The sequence below is a fragment of the Pseudonocardia humida genome, from assembly GCF_023898865.1.
In the GTDB taxonomy this organism is placed as follows: Bacteria; Actinomycetota; Actinomycetes; order Mycobacteriales; family Pseudonocardiaceae; genus Pseudonocardia; species Pseudonocardia humida.
In genome coordinates, this window is record NZ_JAGSOV010000006.1 from 1 (window position 1) to 19,044 (window position 19,044).

19 protein-coding genes are annotated in these 19,044 nt (G+C 74.2%); 8 read left to right on the forward strand and 11 right to left on the reverse strand.

The features are described from left to right. Positions 1–93 precede the first annotated feature (93 nt). The 9 genes from KDL28_RS01445 to KDL28_RS01485 all read right to left on the reverse strand — a co-directional run bounded on the left by KDL28_RS01445 (position 94) and on the right by KDL28_RS01485 (position 11,017). Positions 94–1,413, reverse strand: a complete 1,320-nt coding sequence (locus KDL28_RS01445; RefSeq protein WP_252435298.1) for an ABC transporter substrate-binding protein — start codon at positions 1,411–1,413, stop codon at positions 94–96. Positions 1,414–1,486: 73 nt separating this feature from the next. Next, positions 1,487–2,806 carry a histidinol dehydrogenase gene (hisD, locus tag KDL28_RS01450; protein ID WP_252435299.1) on the reverse strand — a complete coding sequence of 440 codons (1,320 nt, stop codon included), beginning with the start codon at positions 2,804–2,806 and terminating at the stop codon, positions 1,487–1,489. A 337-nt stretch (positions 2,807–3,143) separates the two neighbouring features. Further along, positions 3,144–3,974 carry a sugar phosphate isomerase/epimerase family protein gene (locus tag KDL28_RS01455; RefSeq protein WP_372496850.1) on the reverse strand — a complete coding sequence of 277 codons (831 nt, stop codon included), beginning with the start codon at positions 3,972–3,974 and terminating at the stop codon, positions 3,144–3,146. Further along, complete coding sequence (locus KDL28_RS01460) at positions 3,971–5,128, reverse strand: dihydrodipicolinate synthase family protein (protein WP_252435300.1); 1,158 nt, start codon at positions 5,126–5,128, stop codon at positions 3,971–3,973. The genes KDL28_RS01455 and KDL28_RS01460 overlap by 4 nt, the downstream gene beginning before the upstream one ends. Continuing rightward, positions 5,125–6,300: a Gfo/Idh/MocA family protein gene (locus KDL28_RS01465; protein WP_252435301.1), complete on the reverse strand. Its 1,176-nt coding sequence runs from the start codon at positions 6,298–6,300 to the stop codon at positions 5,125–5,127. The genes KDL28_RS01460 and KDL28_RS01465 overlap by 4 nt, the downstream gene beginning before the upstream one ends. A gap of 32 nt (positions 6,301–6,332) precedes the next feature. Further along, entirely contained in the window at positions 6,333–7,682 is a 1,350-nt protein-coding gene (locus tag KDL28_RS01470) for a Gfo/Idh/MocA family oxidoreductase (protein WP_252435302.1), read from the reverse strand. Positions 7,683–7,769: 87 nt separating this feature from the next. Continuing rightward, positions 7,770–9,101, reverse strand: coding sequence for an ABC transporter substrate-binding protein (locus KDL28_RS01475; RefSeq protein ID WP_252435303.1), 1,332 nt, complete (start codon positions 9,099–9,101; stop codon positions 7,770–7,772). A 40-nt stretch (positions 9,102–9,141) separates the two neighbouring features. Further along, positions 9,142–10,041 (reverse strand): carbohydrate ABC transporter permease, encoded by a 900-nt coding sequence (locus KDL28_RS01480; protein ID WP_252435304.1) that lies wholly within the window; start codon positions 10,039–10,041, stop codon positions 9,142–9,144. Continuing rightward, a complete protein-coding gene (locus tag KDL28_RS01485) occupies positions 10,028–11,017 on the reverse strand; it encodes a carbohydrate ABC transporter permease (RefSeq protein ID WP_252435305.1) in 990 nt (329 codons plus the stop codon). The genes KDL28_RS01480 and KDL28_RS01485 overlap by 14 nt, the downstream gene beginning before the upstream one ends. A 278-nt stretch (positions 11,018–11,295) precedes the next feature. Between KDL28_RS01485 and KDL28_RS01490 the strand changes: the two genes are divergently transcribed. Genes KDL28_RS01490 through KDL28_RS01505 form a run of 4 tightly spaced genes read left to right on the forward strand, consistent with a single transcriptional unit; the run spans position 11,296 to position 15,379 of the window. After that, positions 11,296–12,465, forward strand: a complete 1,170-nt coding sequence (locus tag KDL28_RS01490) for a Gfo/Idh/MocA family protein (protein ID WP_252435306.1) — start codon at positions 11,296–11,298, stop codon at positions 12,463–12,465. Beyond that, positions 12,458–13,354, forward strand: a complete 897-nt coding sequence (locus KDL28_RS01495; RefSeq protein WP_252435307.1) for a DUF6807 domain-containing protein — start codon at positions 12,458–12,460, stop codon at positions 13,352–13,354. The genes KDL28_RS01490 and KDL28_RS01495 overlap by 8 nt, the downstream gene beginning before the upstream one ends. Positions 13,355–13,413: 59 nt before the next feature. After that, a complete protein-coding gene (locus tag KDL28_RS01500; protein ID WP_308215906.1) occupies positions 13,414–14,502 on the forward strand; it encodes a LacI family DNA-binding transcriptional regulator in 1,089 nt (362 codons plus the stop codon). A gap of 55 nt (positions 14,503–14,557) precedes the next feature. Continuing rightward, the gene (locus KDL28_RS01505) at positions 14,558–15,379 is read left to right on the forward strand and encodes a CBS domain-containing protein (RefSeq protein ID WP_252435308.1); all 822 of its coding nucleotides are present in this window, start codon (positions 14,558–14,560) and stop codon (positions 15,377–15,379) included. Between the two features lie 9 nt (positions 15,380–15,388). On the opposite strand, the gene KDL28_RS01510 is transcribed toward KDL28_RS01505, so the two are convergent. Further along, a complete protein-coding gene (locus KDL28_RS01510) occupies positions 15,389–16,378 on the reverse strand; it encodes a YihY/virulence factor BrkB family protein (RefSeq protein ID WP_252435422.1) in 990 nt (329 codons plus the stop codon). A gap of 175 nt (positions 16,379–16,553) precedes the next feature. On the opposite strand from KDL28_RS01510, the gene KDL28_RS01515 reads away from it, so the two are divergent. From KDL28_RS01515 to KDL28_RS01530, 4 genes are all read left to right on the forward strand, one after another. Next, complete coding sequence (locus KDL28_RS01515; protein WP_252435309.1) at positions 16,554–17,180, forward strand: PadR family transcriptional regulator; 627 nt, start codon at positions 16,554–16,556, stop codon at positions 17,178–17,180. 160 nt (positions 17,181–17,340) lie between these two features. Further along, positions 17,341–17,775 (forward strand): SgcJ/EcaC family oxidoreductase, encoded by a 435-nt coding sequence (locus KDL28_RS01520; protein ID WP_252435310.1) that lies wholly within the window; start codon positions 17,341–17,343, stop codon positions 17,773–17,775. Further along, on the forward strand, positions 17,772–18,356 hold the full coding sequence (locus KDL28_RS01525; protein ID WP_252435311.1) for an NAD(P)-dependent oxidoreductase: 585 nt from the start codon (positions 17,772–17,774) through the stop codon (positions 18,354–18,356). Before KDL28_RS01520 ends, KDL28_RS01525 begins: the two co-directional genes overlap by 4 nt. A gap of 65 nt (positions 18,357–18,421) precedes the next feature. Continuing rightward, positions 18,422–18,856: a PPOX class F420-dependent oxidoreductase gene (locus tag KDL28_RS01530; protein ID WP_252435312.1), complete on the forward strand. Its 435-nt coding sequence runs from the start codon at positions 18,422–18,424 to the stop codon at positions 18,854–18,856. 16 nt (positions 18,857–18,872) lie between these two features. On the opposite strand, the gene KDL28_RS40115 is transcribed toward KDL28_RS01530, so the two are convergent. Further along, positions 18,873–19,007 carry a hypothetical protein gene (locus tag KDL28_RS40115; RefSeq protein WP_256500582.1) on the reverse strand — a complete coding sequence of 45 codons (135 nt, stop codon included), beginning with the start codon at positions 19,005–19,007 and terminating at the stop codon, positions 18,873–18,875. Between the last annotated feature and the right edge of the window lie 37 nt (positions 19,008–19,044).

Genomic DNA, 19,044 nt, shown 5'->3' on the forward strand with positions numbered 1-19,044 from the left:
CAGGAACTCGCGCCGTCGCATGTCCCCACCTCCTCGGGGGTCGTCCGACCCGGCGGCGGCCGCCCGGGGCTCCTCGGGCGGCCGCCGCGGCTGCTAGTTCTTGTACTCGGCCAGGATCTGGGTGGCGATCTGCTGCATCTGCGCGGTGCCGTCGGCGACCGGGGTGTTGCCCAGGATCACGTCGGCCACGACGGAGCGGGTGTCGTTGGCGATCCGCGAGGTCCACGGGAACGGCTCGGCGGGCGGGGCCTTGCCGATCGACTCCTGGGCCGCGGCGGCGTAGGGGCTGGACTCCGGGGTCACGATGCCCTCGCGGGCCGGGTAGGCCGCGGGTACCGAGGCCTTCGAGGCGTCCGGGCTGACCGCCGAGGCGATCAGCTCGAAGAGCAGCTTCGGGTCGGCCGCGGCGTTGGCCGGGATCGACCACCCGTCCACCGACAGCGTGTTGAACAGCGTGTCGCCACCGGCCACCGCGGGCGGCGGGGCGAAGGCGAACTCCTTGGCGAAGCGGCTGTTGGACTCCTGGCTCAGGTCGTTCATCCGGCCGGAGAACATGATCGCGATCGCCGCCGAGCCGTTGTACATCTGCTGCTGCACGCGTGGCTGGTCGAACGTGGTGACCTGCGGGTCCATGTAGGGCAGCAGCGAGCGCAGCTCCTCGAACGCGGTGGCGGCCTCGGGCTTGTCGAAGTTGGCCGTCATCGCCTGCGGGTCGGTGTAGTCGACCCCGAGGGAACCGAGCGTGGCGTCGTATACGGTGCCGATGTCGCCGCTGGCCAGCATGGGCAGGGCCAGCGGGTACTGGATCTGGCCGGCCTGCTGGATCTTCGCGGCCACGTCGCGCAGCTCGGCGAAGGTGGTCGGCGGCTGCAGGCCCAGCTGGTCGAACACGTCCTTGCGGTAGGCCATCACGTACATCTGGGCCTGCATCGGCAGCCCGTAGAGCTTGCCGTCGAAGGACATCGCCTTGCGCATGTCCTCGTTGATCTCGCCGAGGGCGTACTTCTCGTCGAACTCGGCGAGCATGTCGTCCAGGGGCATCAGCTTCTGCTGGGAGGCGTACTGCGGGACGACGAAGCTGTAGGTCTCGACGATGTCGTAGGTGCCGCTGTCGCCGGCGAGCGTGGCGGTGGTCTTCTGCACCTGGCCACCGAAGTCGATCGGCTCGTGGTTGACCGTCACCTGGTTCTTGCTGCAGCTCTTGACCATGGTGTTGGTGAACGGATCGATCGCCGAGGAGTTGTAGGCCAGCACGTTCACCGAGACCGGCTGGGCCGGGGCGGGGAAGTCGCATGCGACCTCGGTCGCGGTCTCGGCCGCTGTCCGCGAGCCCGCACCGCAGGCGGACACCAGCACGGCGGCGGAGAACGTCAGGGCGAGCGCGCGCAGCACGGTCGCTCGGGGTCTTCTCATACTCGGGCTCCTTCGGCTCCGGACACCGTCGTCCGGCGGATGAATACGGATGTACTGCGCGGCGAGGTAACGATCACTTGTCGAGGACGTCGAGGTGGATCCGGGCGCTGTCGCGGTGTCCGACGAGCCCCTCGTAGTCCGACACGACCACGGTGGGCTCGGCCTGGGTGCGGGTCGCCTCGCGGGTGGCCCGCTGGTAGGTGAGCTGCTTGAGGAACCCGGCGACCGACAGCCCGCCGGTGTAGCGGGCGCCGCGGGCGGTGGGCAGCACGTGGTTGGTGCCGGACATGCCCTTGTCCGCGTAGACGACCGTCGACCATGTGCCCAGGAACAGCGAGCCGTAGTTGCGCAGCGCGCCCAGCCACCAGTCCAGGTCCTCGGCCAGCACCTCGAGGTGCTCGGGGGCCAGCAGGTTCATCACCTCGGCCGCGGCCTCGCGGTCGCGGGCCAGGTAGACCGTGCCGAAGTCGCGCCAGGCCGCCCCGGCGACCTCCCCCGTGGCCAGGCCGGCGAGCTGCTTCTCGATCTCCGCGGGCACCTCCTCGGCGAGCCTCGGCGAGGTCGTGGCCAGGGAGGCGGGTGAGGTCGGGCCGTGCTCGGCCTGGGCCAGCAGGTCGGCGGCGACCATCGCCGCGTCGGCCGTGTCGTCGGCGATCACCGCGACCTCGGACGGGCCGGCCAGCACGTCGATGCCGACGCGCCCGTAGAGCTGGCGCTTGGCCTCGGCCACGTAGGCGTTGCCCGCCCCCACGACCATGTCGGCGGGGTCGCCGTCGAGCAGCCCGAAGGCCATCGCGGCCAGCGCCTGCACGCCGCCGACGGCGTAGACGGCGTCGGCCCCGGTGATCTTGGCCGCGTACAGCACGGCCGGGTGCGCACCGCCGTCGCGCGAGGGTGGGGTGGTGGCCACGATCCGCCCGACCCCGGCCACCCTGGCCACGCCGACGGTCATGAACGCGCTGGCCAGCAGCGGGAACCGACCGGCAGGCAGGTAGGCGCCCACGCGGTCGACCGGGACGAAGCGCTGCCCGCAGACCACCCCGGGCACGACCTCGTCCTCGAAGTCCTGCAGGCGGGAGCGCTGCATCCCGGCGAAGCGGCGGGTGCGCTCGGCCCCGGTGTCCAGCGCCTCGCGCAGGGCGGGCGGCAGCCCGTCGCCGGAGCGCTCCAGCTCGGCCGCGGGGACCTCGAGCGAGCGCCCGGTGAACCCGTCGAGCTCGCGGGCGTAGTGCAGGACGGCGTCCATGCCCTCGCGCTCGATGCGGCTCAGCATCGACGAGACGGTGGCCACGACCTCCGGATCGCGCCCCTGCACCGCCCCGGCACCGGTCGGTTCCTTGACGACCTCGACGGCGGCGCCGAGCCGTCGCTTCTCCGCATCCGTCAAATGCATACGCATACATTAGGGATGCCGGGAGCGGCTGGCAAGCCGGGTCGCGCCCGGCGCGCACAGCGATGCGGCGCCGTGACCCGGGTGTTACCTCCGTATCCGGTGCCCCGGTCAGCGCCGCTGGTGATCATCGTCGGGGACGGGTGGGGCGGAGCGCCACCGCAACGCGGGCGCAGCCCCCGGAGGGGTGGCGGACGGGTCGACCTCGCAGACCCCTGGTGTCCCCGCAGCACCGGGGTGGTCGTCGCAGCGCGCCGGCGGGCTGCGAAGACGCCGCCAGGGCTGCGAGGTGCCCCTCGGGGAGGGCTGGCGGAGAATCGCCGCAGGGAGCCGCCCGAGGTCAGCTCATGAGGCTGCGGTACCGGTCGACGACCGTGGCGATCACCTCGTCGCCGTCCTGTGCCCACACGTCGGCGTTGAAGATCTCCACCTCGACGTCGCCGGTGTACCCCGCGGCCCCGACGGCGGCGGTCAGCGCCGGGAAGTCGACGTGGCCGTCGCCGGGGTAGCCGCGCCCGAGCAGCACGTCGGCCGGGAGCGGGAGCACCCAGTCGGCGAGCTGGTAGGTCGCGATCCGCGCCCCCGCCCGGGCGATCTGGGCGTCGATCTGCGGGTCCCACCAGACGTGGAAGGTGTCCACCGCGACGCCCACCCGGTCGACCGGGAACCGCTCGGCCACGTCGAGCGCCTGGGCGAGCGTCGACAGGACGGCACGGTCGGCGCAGTACATCGGGTGCAGGGGTTCGAGTGCGAGGCGCACGCCGTGCGCCTGCGCATGCGGGGCCAGCTCGGCGACCGCGTCGGCGACGCGGCGGCGGGCGGCGGGCAGGTCGCGGTCGCCGGCCGGCAGCCCGCCGACCACCAGCACCAGCACCCCGGTGCCCAGGGTCGCGGCCTCCTCGATCGCGCGGCGGTTGTCGGCCAGCGCGGCCGCGCGCGCGTCCGGGTCGGCGGCGGTGAGGAACCCGCCCCGGCACAGGGTCGAGACCCGCAGCCCGGCGTCGCGCACCAGCTTGGCCGCCTTCTCCAGGCCGATGTCGGCCACCGGCTCGCGCCACAGGCCGACGGCCCCGATCCCGGCCCGCGCGCAACCGTCGACGACCTGGCGCACGCCCCACTGGTCGACGGTCTTCTGGTTGAGCGACAGCCGCTCCAGCCCGGGCGCGTTCACGACCGCACCCCCGCCACGGCGAGCAGCGACCGCATCCGGGCGGCGGCCAGCTCGGGGTCGGGCAGCAGGCCGGCCGCGTCGGCCAGCCGCAGGACCTCCGCCAGGTGCGGCAGGCTGCGCGCCGCGGTCATCCCGCCGACCATCGCGAACGCCTCCTGGTGCCCGGCCAGCCAGGCCAGGAACACGATCCCGGTCTTGTAGTGCGGGGTCGGCGCGGCGAACAGGTGCCGCGACAGCGCCACCGTCGGGGCCAGGGCGCGCTCGTACGCGTCCGCGTCGCCCGCGTCGAGGGCCTGCAGCGCGGTCGATGCGGCGGGGGCGATGGCGTCGAAGATCCCCAGCAGGGCGTGCGAGTGCGCGGTGCCGTCGCCGCGGATCAGCTCGGGGTAGTGGAAGTCGTCGCCGGTGTAGAGCTTCACCCCCGCGGGCAGCGCGGCCCGCAGCGCCACCTCGTGGGCCGCGTCGAGCAGCGAGACCTTGATCCCGTCGACGGAGTCGGCGTGCTCGTGCACCAGCGCCACGACGGCGGCGGTGGCCTCGTCGACGTCGCGGGAGCCCCAGTAGCCGGCCAGCGCCGGGTCGAACACCTCGCCCAGCCAGTGCAGCAGCACCGGCGCGGACGCCTGCCCGATCACCCGGGCGTAGACCTTCGCGTAGTCGTCCGGTCCGGCGGCGAGGCGGGCCAGGTCGCGGCTGGCCATCAGCACGACCCCGGCCCCGGCGCCCTCGACGACCTCCAGCTGGGTGAGGTAGGCGCCGACCACGTCGTCGAGCGAGCGCAGCTCGGCGCCGGTGTCGGTGCCGACCCCGCACACCAGCGCGCCGCCCACGGCGTGCGCCTCGGCCGCCGAGCGCCGGATCAGCTCGGCGGTGGCCGCCCAGTCCAGGCCCATCCCCCGCTGCGCGGTGTCCATCGCGTCGGCCACGCCCAGCCCCCACGACCACAGGTGGCGGCGGAAGGCCAGGGTGGCGTCCCAGTCCAGCACGGCCGGGGCGCCGGGGGCGTTGTCGGCCAGCGGGTCGGCGACCACGTGCGCCGCGGCGTAGGCCGTGCGGGAGGCGATCGGGCGGGTCGGGCGGGTCCAGTCCCCCGGCGCGCCCAGGACGTGCTCGCGCAGCGAGCCGTCGGCGCCGGGCAGCAGGAGACGGCTCACGCCCGCACCTCCGGCACCTCGAAGCGCCTGCCCTCCGCGGACGAGCGCAGGCCCAGCTCGGCGAGCTGCACGCCGCGGGCGCCGGCCAGGAAGTCGTGGGGGTGCGCGCCGCCCTCCAGGACGTGGCGCAGGAACTGCTCCCACTGCACCCGGAAACCGTTGCCCAGCTCGGCGTTGTCGGGCACCCGCTGCCACTGCTCGCGGAAGGGCTCGGTGACCGGCAGGTCGGGGTTCCACACCGGCATCGGGGTGGTGGCCCGGTGCTGCACGCGGCACTCGCGCAGCCCGGCGACCGCGCTGCCCTCGGTGCCGTCGACCTGGAACTCCACCAGCTCGTCGCGGAACACCCGCACGCACCACGAGGAGTTGATCTGGGCCACGACCCCGTCGGGCAGCTCGAAGATGCCGTAGGCGGCGTCGTCGGCGGTGGCGGTGTAGCGCTCGCCCTGCTCGTCGACCCGCTCGGGCACGTGCGTGACCGCCCGCGCCGTCACCGCCCGCACCGGCCCGAACAGGCTCTCCAGCACGTAGGACCAGTGGCAGAACATGTCCATGACGATCCCGCCGCCGTCGGCGCTGCGGTAGTTCCAGCTCGGGCGCTGCGCGGCCTGCCAGTCGCCCTCGAACACCCAGTAACCGAACTCGCCGCGCACCGAGAGCACCCGGCCGAAGAACCCGCCCTCGAGCAGCCTGCGCAGCTTCACCAGACCCGGCAGGTAGACCTTGTCGGCCACCACGCCGCAGCGCACGCCCGCCTGCTCGGCCAGCCGGGCCAGGGTGAGCGCGCCCTCCAACGACTCGGCCAGCGGCTTCTCGGTGTAGACGTGCTTGCCCGCGGCGATGGCCGCGGTGATGGCCTTCTCCCGGGCCGAGGTGACCTGGGCGTCGAAGTAGACCTGGGCGGTCGGGTCGGCCAGCGCCTCGTCGAGGTCGGTGGTCCAGCGCTCGACGCCGTGCCGGTCGGCGATCTCGCCGACGCGCGCCGCGCTGCGCCCGACCAGCACCGGCTCGACCGGGACCCGGGTGCCGTCGGACAGCAGCAGGCCGCCGTCGTCGCGGATGGCCAGCACGGAGCGCAGCAGGTGCTGGCGGTACCCCATCCGGCCGGTGACGCCGTTCATGACGATGCGCAGCGGGCGTCGTCCTGATGATCCGCTCGCAAGCTCGCTCATGCGATCTCCTCCGCGATGTCGGTTGGTGCTGGTCAGACCGGGGCGCCGAGCAGCTCGGCGAGGTCGACCGGCCGTCCGGTCTCCAGCGACTCGTTGGCCGCGACGCCCACGCCGACCGCGCGCACGCCGTCGCGCCAGCCGGCCGTGCGGCGCAGCGGGTCGACCGGCCGGTCGGGCCGGAACAGGTCGTCGAGCAGCAGCGCGTCGCCGCCGCCGTGGGCGCCCTTCCCCTCGGTGATCGGCACCCGGCGCGCGGGCTCCCAGTGGCGCTGCACGAGCAGTTCCGCGCCGGGGCGCCGGGCCCGCTCGCCGCCGTCGGCGTCCGGGTGCGCGCTCGGGTCGACGGCGTTGCGCGCGCCGGCCCGGGGGCCGTGCACCTCGGCGCGCTCGACGACGGCGAGCTCGAGGCGGCCCGCGGTGCCGTTGACCGACACGCGGTAGCCCTCCCACGGCGCGTGCGCGTTGAGCGAGTAGCTGAGGGTGGCGCCGCGGCGGTAGCCGACGAGCACCGCCATGTTGTCCTCGATGGAGATGCCCTCGGCGAAGACGTCGCGGTCGCGCAGGTAGCCGTCGTCGGCCTCGGCGTCGAGGTAGAGCCTGCGCAGCCGGGGGTCGGCGGCGAGGTCGATGCCGAACGGGTCCTCGGCCAGGCCCGGGTCGCCGTGGCTGCGCTCGGGCCGGCCGCCGACCCCGCGCCCGGCGGCCGCCCCGGCGCCGTAGAAGCGCAGCCCGCCCATCGCGACCACGCGCTCGGGCTCGTCGTCCAACCACCAGTTGACCAGGTCGAAGTGGTGGCTGGCCTTGTGCACCAGCAGGCCGCCGGACCGGGCCTTGTCACGGTGCCAGCGGCGGAAGTAGTCGGCGCCGTGCACCGTGTCCAGCACCCACTCGAAGTGCACCGAGGTGACCTCCCCGATCTCCCCGGCCGCGATCACCTCGCGGACCGCGGAGTTGCGCGGGGAGTAGCGGTAGTTGAACGTCACGACCACCGGCGCGGTCGAGGCCGCCGCGGCCTCGGCGATCCGCCGGCAGTCCCGCGCGGTGGTGGTCAGCGGCTTCTCGCAGATCACGGCCGCGCCCGCGGCGAGCGACGCGCACACGTACTCGGCGTGGGTGGCGTCCACGCTGGTCACGATCACGCCGTCCGGGCGCTGCTCGGCGAGCAGGTCGGCGAAGCGCTCCGGCGGGTACTGCGGCAGGTCGCAGGCGGCGGGGCGCGCCGCGCGGTGCAGGTCCTGGTAGTAGGCCATCCGCGTCGGGTTCGGGTCGCACAGGGCGACCAGCTCGCCCACGTCGGCGTGGCTGCCCAGCAGCGCGTCGACGTACATCTGCGCGCGGTGCCCGGTGCCGACGACGGCGTAGCGCTGGCGCGGCGTGGTCATCGGAGCTCCTCGGGGTGCGGTGGCCCGGCGGGCGGCGCGGGAGGGGTCGCGCCGCCCGCCGGGGTCTTCCGGCGACGGACGTCGGGCTCAGCCCGTCGCCGCGTCCAGCTCGCCCATGAACTGGTCGGCGGCCTGGTCGACGCTCAGCTGGTCGAACAGCACCTGCTCGTGCAGCTGCTGCAGGATCCGCTGCACCTCACCGGCGCCCTGCGGGGGCAGCGGCGGGGGGTCGGCCAGGGACGGGGTGATCTCCTCGACGAACGCCGCGGACCTCTGGTCGGCCGCCTTGAGCTTGGGGACGATCTGCTCGCGCAGCGCGGTGTTGATCGGCAGCCCGCGGTCGCTGAGCGCGAGCTCCGCGGCCTCCGGCGAGTTGATCAGGTAGTCGATGAACTTCGCCGCCGCCTCCGGGTGCTCGCTGCGCTCGGAGATCGACCAGAACATGGCCGGCTTGAGGTACATCCCGGCCCTGGGCGACTCGCCCGGCCAGCGCAGCAGCTCCATGTCCTGGCCGGTCGCGGTGCTCAGCGCGGGCAGCTGGTTGGTCCACCAGGAGCCGAGCGCGGCGCGGTTCTGCGCGGTCAGCGACCCGTCGACGCCGCCGGCCTGGGACTCCACGCTGATCGGCGGCGGCGAGGTGCCGCCCGTGTCGCGCAGGGCGACCATGGTGGTCCACCAGTCGACCAGGGTCTGGCGGGTGAAGCCCACGTCGCCGTCGGCGTTGAACAGCTCCTCCCCGCGCTGCCGGGCGAAGATCTCCAGGCTGGTCTCGTTGAAGCCCAGGTCCTGCACACCGAACACCTGACCGCCACCGGCCGCGCTGATCTGCTCGCTGAGCTGCACCATCTGGTCCCAGGTCCAGGTGGCGTCGTCGGGCAGCGCGACCCCGGTGTCGGCGAACAGCTTGGGGTTGGCCAGCAGGGCGAAGGCGTTGACGCCGGTCGGGATGGCGTAGGTCTTGCCGTCGAGCCGGCCGGTCTTGAGCATCGGCTGGTCGAGCTGCGCGGTGTCGATGACACCGGGCATGTACTCGGTCAGGTCGGCCAGCGCGCCGCGCTCGGCGTACTCGGCGACGTAGCGGGTGTCCTGCTGCATGACGTCCGGCGCGTCACCGCCGGCCGTGGCGGTGGCGAGCCGGTCCCAGTAGTCGTCGAAGCCGCTGAACTCGGCCTCGATGGTCACCCCCGGGTTGGCCGCCTGGTACTTGTCGATCAGCTCCTGGGTGTACTGGTGGCGGCTGTCGCTGCCCCACCAGTAGAACCGCAGGGTGACCGGCCCGGCCTCGGCGCCGGCCGCGGGCTCGCCGCCACCGCCGCCGCAGGCCGTCGCGGTGATCATGACCAGGCTCAGCGCCCCGGCGACCAGGGTGCGGCGCAGCCGGGACGCGGTGGGCCCGGGTGCGGGGGGTGGTGCTGCCACGGTGCAGTTCCCTTCGAGTGGGCGGTCACAGCTGGGTGGGTCACTTGAGCCCGGTCGTCGCGATGCCCCGGACGAGGTAGCGCTGACCGGCGAGGAAGAAGCCGAAGATCGGGGCGAGCGAGACGACCGACATCGCGAAGACCGGGCCCCACGGGGTCTGGGTGTTGGAGTCGACGAAGGTGCGCAGCGCGACCGGGACGGTGTAGAGGTCCGGGTCGGCCAGGAAGATCAGCTGGCTGAAGAAGTCGTTCCAGGTCCAGATGAAGGTGAAGATCGCCGTCGTGGCCAGTGCCGGCGTCGACATCGGGATGATGATCCGCCAGAAGATCCCGAAGTGGCCGCAGCCGTCGATCCGGGCCGCCTCGTCGAGCTCCTTCGGGATGCCCCGGATGAACTGCACCATCAAGAAGATGAAGAACGCGTCGGTGGCCAGCAGCTTCGGCACGATCAGCGGCCAGAAGGTGTTGATCCAGTCGAGCTGGGCGAACAGCACGTACTGCGGCACGATCACCACGTGGATCGGCAGCATGATCGTGCCGAGCATGACCGCGAACCAGAACCGCTTGAACCGGAACTCCAGGCGGGCGAACGCGTAGGCGGCCAGCGAGCAGGCCAGCAGGTTGCCCACGATGGAGCCGCCCACCACGATCAGCGAGTTGAGGATGTAGATGTGGAAGGGCCGGGGCAGCGCGGTCCAGCCCTCGACGTAGTTCTGCGCGGTGAAGTTCTCCGACCACAGCCCGGGCTGGCTGAAGATCTCCTCACCGGGCTTGAAGGAGCTCGCGAGCATCCAGATCAGCGGGTAGAGCATCAGCAGCCCGAACAGGATCAGGCACAGGTGGGCCAGCACGCGTGGGCGCCCACCGGGGCGGGCCAGGCCGCGCGGGGAGTCCAGGTCCGGACCCGGACCGTGCAGCTCCCCGGGTTCAGTCGTCGCCATAGAACACCCAGAACCTCGAGACCAGGAAGTTGGCCGCGGTCAGCACGCCGACGATGAGCAGCAGCACCCAGGCCAGCGCCGAGGCGTAGCCCATGTCGAAGTTGCCGAAGCCGCGCAGGTACAGGTAGAGCGTGTAGAAGAGAGTCGAGTCGGCCGGGCTGCCGCGACCGCTGCTGATCACGAACGCCTGGGTGAACGACTGGAACGACCCGATCAGCTGCAGCACCAGGTTGAAGAAGATGATCGGGCTGAGCAGCGGCAGCGTGATCGAGAAGAACCGCCGCAGGGCGCCCGCGCCGTCGATGGCCGCGGCCTCGTAGTACATCTGCGGGATCTGCCGCAGCCCGGCCAGGAAGATCACCATCGGCGAGCCGAACGTCCAGACGTTCAGGATGATGATCGTGCCCAGGGCGTAGTCCGGGTCGGACACCCAGCCGGGCAGGTCGGTGAAGCCCAGGTTCTCCAGGGCGGCGTTGATCAGCCCCTCGGCGCCGAACATCTGCCGCCACAGCACCGCGATGGCCACGCTGGCCCCGAGCAGCGAGGGCAGGTAGTAGACCGAGCGGTAGAACGCCAGTCCCCGCAGGCCCTTGTCCAGGGCCAGCGCCAGCGCCAGCGCGAAGGCCAGCTGCAGCGGCACCGAGACGAACACGTAGACGAACGTGACCTGCAGCGACTGGTAGAAGCGCGGATCGGTGACCATCCGCTCGTAGTTGTCCAGGCCGGTCCACTCGGGCGGGGCGAGCAGGCTGTAGTCGGTGAACGACAGGTAGAGCGAGCCCAGGATCGGGCCGATGGTGATGAGCGCGAGCCCGATGAACCAGGGCGCCAGGAAGAGGTAGGCCACCTTCCGCTCGCCCACCTGGGGCAGTCGCCACCGGCGGCGCCGGGCCGGGGCGGGCGGCGATGCGGACCGCGGCGGCGGGTGCGCGGGCACCGCGGCCGGGGTCCGGGTCTCGTCACTGAGCTCGGTCATCGTCACCTCTCGCCCGGGGCGGGGGCCCGGGAGCGGTAGCGGGAGGGGCGGGCAAGCGCTTTCTAGCGAAGCCGTCCGCGGGTCGCCTTGTCAACAGGCCACCGATCGCGGTGATCGTCTGTACGGCCGTTCCACGCTGGGTTGAGGCGGTCTGAGCTGGACTTATCCCGGACAGGTCACGATCTGGAATCCGGAGTGTCTCCGAGGAAGTGGTTGGCAACCGCTTTCCCGATCGGTACCGTCCCGGCCCGGACGCCCGTCGAGGAGGACCGCAGCGCATGCCCCCATCCCACCCGTCCCCCGCCCGGGTCCTGCTGGTCGGGGCGCACGGCCACGGCCGCTGGCACCTGCGCAACCTGGACCGCCTCCGCCGCGCGGGCGCCCCCGTGCGGCTGGCCGGCGTCTGCGAGCCGCGGCCGCTGGCCGACGACCAGCTCGCGCTCGTCGGCGGGGTGCCCACCGGCCCGCACCTGACCGAGCTGCTCGACGCGGTCCGGCCCGAGGTCACCGTGGTCTGCACCCCGATCCCCACCCACGTCGACATCGCCCTCGCCGCCGCCCGCGCGGGCTCGCACGTGCTGCTGGAGAAGCCGCCGACGCCGAGCCGGGCGGAGTTCGGCCGGCTCGTCCGGGGCGTCGCCGCCACCGGCCGGGCGTGCCAGGTGGGCTTCCAGAGCCTCGGCTCGGCCGCGCTGGCGCACGTGCGCGCCCTCGCGACCGGTGGCGCGATCGGCGAGGTGCGCGGCATCGGCGCCGCCGGGGCCTGGGTGCGCGACCACGCGTACTGGGCGCGCTCCCCCTGGGCCGGGCGGCGCAGGCTCGACGGCACCGACGTCGTCGACGGCGCGCTGACCAACCCCTTCGCGCACGCCACCGCCACCGCGCTGGCCATCGACGGCTCCGGTGCCGACCCGCTGCGCGACGTGCGCGTCGAGCTGTACCGGGCCAACCCGATCGAGGCCGACGACACGGCCTGCGCGCGGCTCACCACGGCCCGCGGCACCCCGGTCGTCGTCGCGGTCACGCTCTGCGCCGAGCGCCACCACGAGCCCTTCGTCGTCGTGCACGGCAGCCGGGGCCGGATCGTCCTGCACTACAAGAGCGACACCGTCCGGCTGGAGGCCGACGACCACGTGACCGTCACCGAGCACCCCGCGACCGACCTGCTGGAGAACCTGGTCGCGCACACCCGGGACCCGGCGGTGGCGCTGCTGGCGCCGCTGCCGGCCACCGCGGCATTCACCGATGTCGTCGAGGCGGTGCGGGTGGCGCCCGACCCGCGCCCGATCGGGCCCGGGCACCACCGCACCGACACCACCGGCCCGCACCCGCGCGAGGTGGTTCCCGGGATCGACGCCGCGGTCGAGCGGGCCGCCGCCGAGCTGGCCCCGTTCTCCGAGCTCGACCTGGCGTGGGCCGCCCCGGCCGTGGCGGTGCCCCGTGGCTGAGCTGGCCGAGCTGCGCGTGGCCGGGCGCGCCGTGGCCACCTACGTCGACGGCGCCGAGCTCGACCCCGTGCTCGCGCCCCGCCCGCACCTGCACCCGGTGCGCACGCTGGGCGGACGCGTCGTCAGCGACGCCGTGCCCGCGGACCACCGCTGGCACCTCGGCGTCGGCGTCGCGGTGCAGGACGTCGACGGGGGCAACTTCTGGGGCGGGCGCACCTACGTGCGCGGGCAGGGCTACACCTGGCGCGACGACCACGGCCGGATCGAGCACGCCGGCTTCGACGCCCGCGACGCGAGCGGCTTCGTCGAGCGGCTGCGCTGGGTGGCGGCGCGCGGTGAGGTCCTGCTGCACGAGCGGCGCACGGTCACCACCCGCAGGTGGGTCGACCGGGACGCCGACGGCTGGGAGCTGGAGCTGGTCACCGAGCTGGCCAACGCCACGGACCGGACGCTGCGGCTGGGCAGCCCGGCCACCAACGGGCGCACCGGCGCCGGCTACGGGGGCCTGTTCTGGCGGCTGCCGCCGGCCACCGCGCCGGAGGTGCGCGCGGGCGGCGCCGCCGAGGACGCGGTCGGCGAGGCCGCGGTGCACGGGGTGGTCGCGCCCTGGCTGGCCTGGACCGAGCGCGGGCCCGACCCGTTCACCCTGGCGCTGGTCGGCACCGGCGCGGCCACCGCGGCCGACCCGTGGTTCGTGCGGGTCGAGGGCTACCCCGGGATCGGCTCCCAGCTGGCCGCCGACGACCCCGTCGCGGTGGCGCCGGGAAGTACGGTCAGCCGAGGGTGGTGCGCCCTGGTGGCGGAAGGATCACTGAACCAGGCGGCGGTATCGCGCTGGGCTCGAACGCACCGCCCGGACGCGGTCGGTGTGCCATACCCTCCGCGGTGAACGGGATCGACCGGCCCGGGGACCACGGGGGTGGCCGGATCGGCGGGGAAGGGGGATCCGTGGCCGAGCCCGCAGAACCCACCGAGACAGCAGAGCCCGCCCCCGGCACCGATCCCTCCCCGCGCCGCGGCCCGGTCCGGCTGGCCGAGGTCGCCGCCGCGGCCGGGGTGTCGCTGGCCACCGCGTCCCGCGTGCTCAACGGCAGCCACCGCTCGGTCGGCGAGCCGCACCGCGGCCGGGTGCTGGCCGCGGCCGCCGAGCTCGGCTACCGGGCCAACCCGCACGCGCAGGCGATCGCGCGCGGGGCCAGCAACATCGTCGGGCTCGTCGTGCACGACATCTCCGACCCGTACTTCTCCGCGATCGCCGACGGCGTCATGCGCCAGTGCGAGCAGCGCGGGCTGGTCGTGGTCATGGCCAGCACCCGCCGCGACCCGGAGCGCGAGCTGGACTACGTGGCCACGCTGCGCGCCCAGCGGGCCCGCGCGGTGATCATCGTGGGCAGCCGGACCCGCAGCCGCGACCTGACCGCGCGGCTGGCCAAGGAGCTCGCCGGGTTCAGCGAGTCGGGCGGGCGGGTCGCGTGCATCAGCCAGAACCGGCTGGGCACGCACACCGTGCTGGTGCAGAACCGGGCCGGTGCCCGCGAGCTCGCCCGCGAGCTCGCCCGACTCGGGCACCGCCGCCTCGCCGTGCTGACCGGACCACCCGAGCTGCTCACCGCGCGCGACCGGCACGCGGGCTTCGTCGAGGGCCTGCGCGATTCGGGCCTGCCCGACGAGGCCGTGCGCGCGGTGCCCGGTCCGTTCACCCGCGACGGCGGCTACGCGGCCGCGACCGAACTGGTCACCGCCGGGCTCGACGTGACCTGCGTGTTCGCCGTGAACGACGTGATGGCCGTCGGCGCGATGGCCGCCTTCCGCGACCACGGGCTGGCCATCCCGCAGGACGTGTCGGTGGCCGGCTTCGACGACATCCGCACGCTGCGCGACCTCGTGCCCTCGCTGACCACGGTCGGGCTGCCGCTGGAGGAGATGGGCGAGCGCGCGGCCGCGCTGGCCCTGGACACCGAACCCGGCGAGCGGCCCCGCACCGTGCGGGTGCGCGGTGAGGTGGTGCTGCGCGACAGCACCAGCCGGGTGCGCTGAGTCGGCGCTGAGTCGGACGACGACCGACCGGGGTCGCGCGTACTACGTTCTGTGCATGCCGCTGCACGCTCGCGACGTCATGTCCAGCCGCGTCGTCACCGCCCGGCCGGAGGACGACCTCGCCCGCACGGTGCACCGGATGACCGAGCTGGGCTACAGCTCGCTGCCGGTGGTCGACGCGCGGTTCCGCCTGGTCGGGATCGTCAGCCTGCTCGACGTGCTGCGCCACCGCGAGGACGGCGGCGAGGACTCGGCGGTGGTCGGCGCGGTGATGAACCCCGAGGTGCTGTCCATGCCGCCGCGGGCGAGCCTGGCCCTGGTCGCCCACCGCCTGCGCACCTACGGCGAGCTGCGGGTGATGCCCATCGTGGAGCGGGGGGTGCTGGTCGGCGTGGTCACCCGCAGCGACCTGCTGCGCGTGCGCTCCCGGCCCGGCGCGCTGTCCCGGCTCGCCGACCGGCTGCGCGGCGCGTTGCCCGCCGAGGTCGCCCCCACCCGCCGCAGCACCGCCCGACCCGACGCCGCCCACGTCCGCGACGCCATGACCAGCGACGTCCTCACGGCGACCGCCGCGGACCCGGCCGACGAGACCGCGGCCCGGCTGGTCGCCGAGCGGTTGACCTCGCTGCCCGTCGTCGACGATGAGGGCAAGCTGGTCGGAGTGGTCAGCGAGGCCGACCTGCTGGGCGACGAGCCGCTGTCCCGGCGCACGGGGCGCACGGTGGGCGCGGTCATGACCCGCGACGTCATCACCCTCGACCCGGACGACACCATCGGGCACGCCCGCCTGCTCGTCGCCGAGCACGGGCTGCGGGTGGTCCCGGTCGTCAGCGAGGGCACGCTGGTCGGTGTGCTGAGCCGCAACGACCTGGTGTGAGGGACGGGGTCAACCGTCGCGGTCCCGCCCCTCCGGTGGGTCGTCCGGTCCGCGGAAGCTCACCTCGATCTCCTCGGACTCGCGGTAGCGCTGCGACGTCGCGTAGGAGGTGTAGCTGCGCCGGTCGGCCCGGGTGAGGTCGACGTCCTCGATGAAGGGGCCCAGCAGCGCCCGCGGCCACAGGCGCCCGGCCACGACGGCGTTGAGCTCGGCGGACAGCACCACGACCACCGCGGCGAGGTAGATCCAGGCCAGCAGCCCGAGCACGATGGCGAACAGGCCGTACACCTGGGTCGACCCGCGGAGTTGGCCGTCGACGTAGGCGGTGCCCACCGCCTGCAGCACCTGCCAGCCGACCGCGGCCAGCAGGGCCCCCGGCACCACCTCGCGCACCGTCACCGCCCGCACGGTGAGCGCCCGGAAGGCGACGATGTACAGCCCGCAGTTGACCGCGACGGACAGCACCACGACTCCTACGCGCACCACCGGGCCGAACCGCTCGCCGAACCCGCCGACCACGGTGAGCGCGGTGGTGAGCAGCACACCGGCGCCGAGCAGCCCGAGCATCGCCAGGCTGCGCAGCCGGGCCAGGAAGGGGTTGGGCCGCTTGTTCACCGGGACGCCCCACACGATGTCGAGGGCGTTCTGGATCGCGACGGCCGCGTTGAGGCCGCCGTACAGCGCGACCACGATGCCGGTGACCAGCCCCCACCCCGAGCCCCGCAGCGGCTGGGTGCCGCTGGTGAGCTGGTCGCCGATGATCGGGAACTGGGCCAGCGCGCTGTCGATCAGCTGCTGCTGCAGCTCGGGGTGGCCGGGCAGCACGAACCCCAGCACCGTGGCCATGATCAGCAGCAGCGGGAACAGCGACAGGAAGCCGTAGTAGGTGATCAGGGCGGCCAGGTAGGCGCCCTGGTCGTCGGCGAACTTGTAGACCACCGCGAGCGGCAGGCCCAGCCACTTGTGCTTGCGCTGATAGCGGTCGAGCGCCCCGAGCATCCCCACGCCGCGCGGGTACCCGATCGGGTGGCTCTCCAGCGCCCGCAGGACCGACGATCGGGACAGGATCGAGTCGACGTGCCGTCCTCGCTGCGGTCACCCGTCCTTGCCGCCGGATAGTGCAATCCGCCATACTGCGTCCTGCATCAACGTGAGGATCGGTCGGAGGTGGGGTGTGCACTTGCGTCGGGCCGACCGGGACCTGCCCGCCCTGACCGTGCTCGCGCTGCTGCTCACCGGGCCGCGGCACGCCTACGAGATGCACCGGCTGATCGTCGACACCCACAAGGACTTCGTCACCGGCCTGCCCCGCAGCATGTACCACGCCGTCGACCGGCTCCTGCGCGACGGCCTCATCGCGGTGCACGACGTGCGGCGCGAGGGCCCGCGCCCGGAGCGCACGGTGTACGCGCTCACCGACGCCGGGCGCGCCGCGCTGGCCGACCGGGTCCGCCGGCTGCTCGCCGTCCCGGACGCCGACGCCACGCTGTTCGTCGCCGCGCTGTCGTTCATCGGCGTGCTGTCGCGCGAGCAGGCGCTCACCGCGCTGCTCGCCCGGCTGGAGGTCCTCGCCGCCCGGCTGCGCGGCCTGGAGGAGGGCCTGGCCACCGTGCCCGCGGCCGTGCCCCGGCTGCTGCTCGTGGAGAGCGAGTTCGAACGGGCCCGCCTCGGCGCCGAGCACGACTGGGTGGCCGCGTTCGTCGCGGAAGTGCGCGCCGGCTCGCCCGCCTGGCCCGACGAGGACGGCGCGGCGTTCGCCGGCCTGGTCGACCTCCTGCCCGAGGGGCGGCGCATGGGCTGACCCGGGCATCGCGACGATGCAGCGGCCCGGGAGGGGCGCGCCAACGCCCCTCCCGGACCCGGAACCCCGCACGACCGACGCCGCGCACGGCTCACCGGAACAGCACCGCTGAGCGTACGCGCAGGCGCCGCGACCCTTCACGCTCAGACGGAGGACACCCATGTCCGCACCATCCGCACGCGCTGCCGCCGAGGCGGCGGTCCGCGCCACGCTCGACCGCCTCGCCGCGGCCTGGAACGCCGGCGACGCCACCGCGTACGGCGCCGGGTTCACCCCCGACGCCACCTACGTCACCTTCGACGGGCACGTGCTCGTCGGCCGCGACGCCGTCGTCGACGTCCACCGGTGGCTGTTCGACGGCCCGCTCAAGGGCTCCACGATGGGCGCCACGTCCACCGGGGAGGACTCCCCCACCGTCCGCTTCCTGCGCCCGGACGTCGCGCACGTCCTCACCGCGGGCGCCGTGCGCCCGGCCGACCGGCCCGGGACCACCGCGGACCGCGACTCCGTCCCGTCGTTCGTGCTGGTCGACGACGGCGACGGCTGGCGGGTCACCGCCTTCCACAACACCCGCCGCCAGGCGGTGGCGCGGTGAGGCTGCTGGTCGTCGGGGCCGCCGGGCGCACCGGGCGGCTCGTGCTCGAGCAGGCCGCGGCCCGCGGCCACGAGGTCACCGCGCTGGCGCGGCGCCCGGTCGCCGGCCCGCACGCGATGGTCGTCGGCGACGCCACCGACCCGACCGTCCTGCCCGCGGCGGTCGCCGGCCAGGACGCGGTGGTCATGGCCGTGGGCGGCAGCGCGATCGTGCGCGCGCTGGCGCCCGCGATGGCCGACGCCGGGGTGCGCAGGCTGGTCATGACGAGCAGCCGCTCGGTCGTGGCCACGCGGCCGAAGCTGGTGCTCGACCTGGTCTGGTGGCGCTTCCGCGGGCCCTACGCCGACCTCGCCCGGGCCGAGGGCATGCTCGAGGGCGGTCCGCTGGACTGGAGCGTGGTGCGGGCGACGATGCTCGCCGACGGCCCGGCGCGGGGTCGGGTGCACACCGACTTCGAGCCCGACGCCACCGGCGGCGACTGGCGGCTCACGCGCGCCGACTACGCCATGGCCCTGCTCGACGTCACCGAGGACACCGCGATGGTCCGGCGGGCCGTCGGGGTCGGCGGGCCGAAGGGCTGAGGTCGCTCCCCCGCCGCGGGCGCCGGAGGCGGAATTCGGCGCCCGCGGCGGGGGTTGGCCCGGACATGACGACCGCCACACCGTTCGACCCGCACGCCCTGCTCGCCGAGGCCCGCCTCGGCGTCCTGGCCACGATCCGCGCCGACGGCCGCCCCCAGCTCTCCCCGGTCACGCCCTTCTACGACCGGGCGGCAGGGAAGATCCTCGTGTCGATGACCGAGGGCCGCGCCAAGACGGCCAACCTGCGCCGCGACCCGCGCGCCGCGCTCGAGGTGACCAGCGCCGACGGCTGGGCCTGGGCCACCGCCGACGGCACCGTCACGCTGACCGGCCCGGGCACCGACCCGGACGGCCCGGAGGTGCAGGCGCTGGTCGACTACTACCGGGCCGCCGCGGGCGAGCACCCGGACTGGGACGAGTACCGCTCGGTGATGGTCTCCGACCGGCGCGTGCTGATGGCGATGACCGTCGAGAACGTCTACGGGGCGAAGATCCGCTGACCCCGCGGCCGGGGCGTCACCGGGAGGTCACCGGGGGCGTCCCGGCCCGCGTGGCCAGCCGCTTCGAGGTGCACATCGCGATGTCGGCGTGGGCGAGGATCTCCTCGGCCGATGGGACCGGGTCGCCGCGGCCCAGCTCGACCACGCCCACGCCGGCCGGTGCGCGTCGTCGCCGGTCTGGCTGCCGG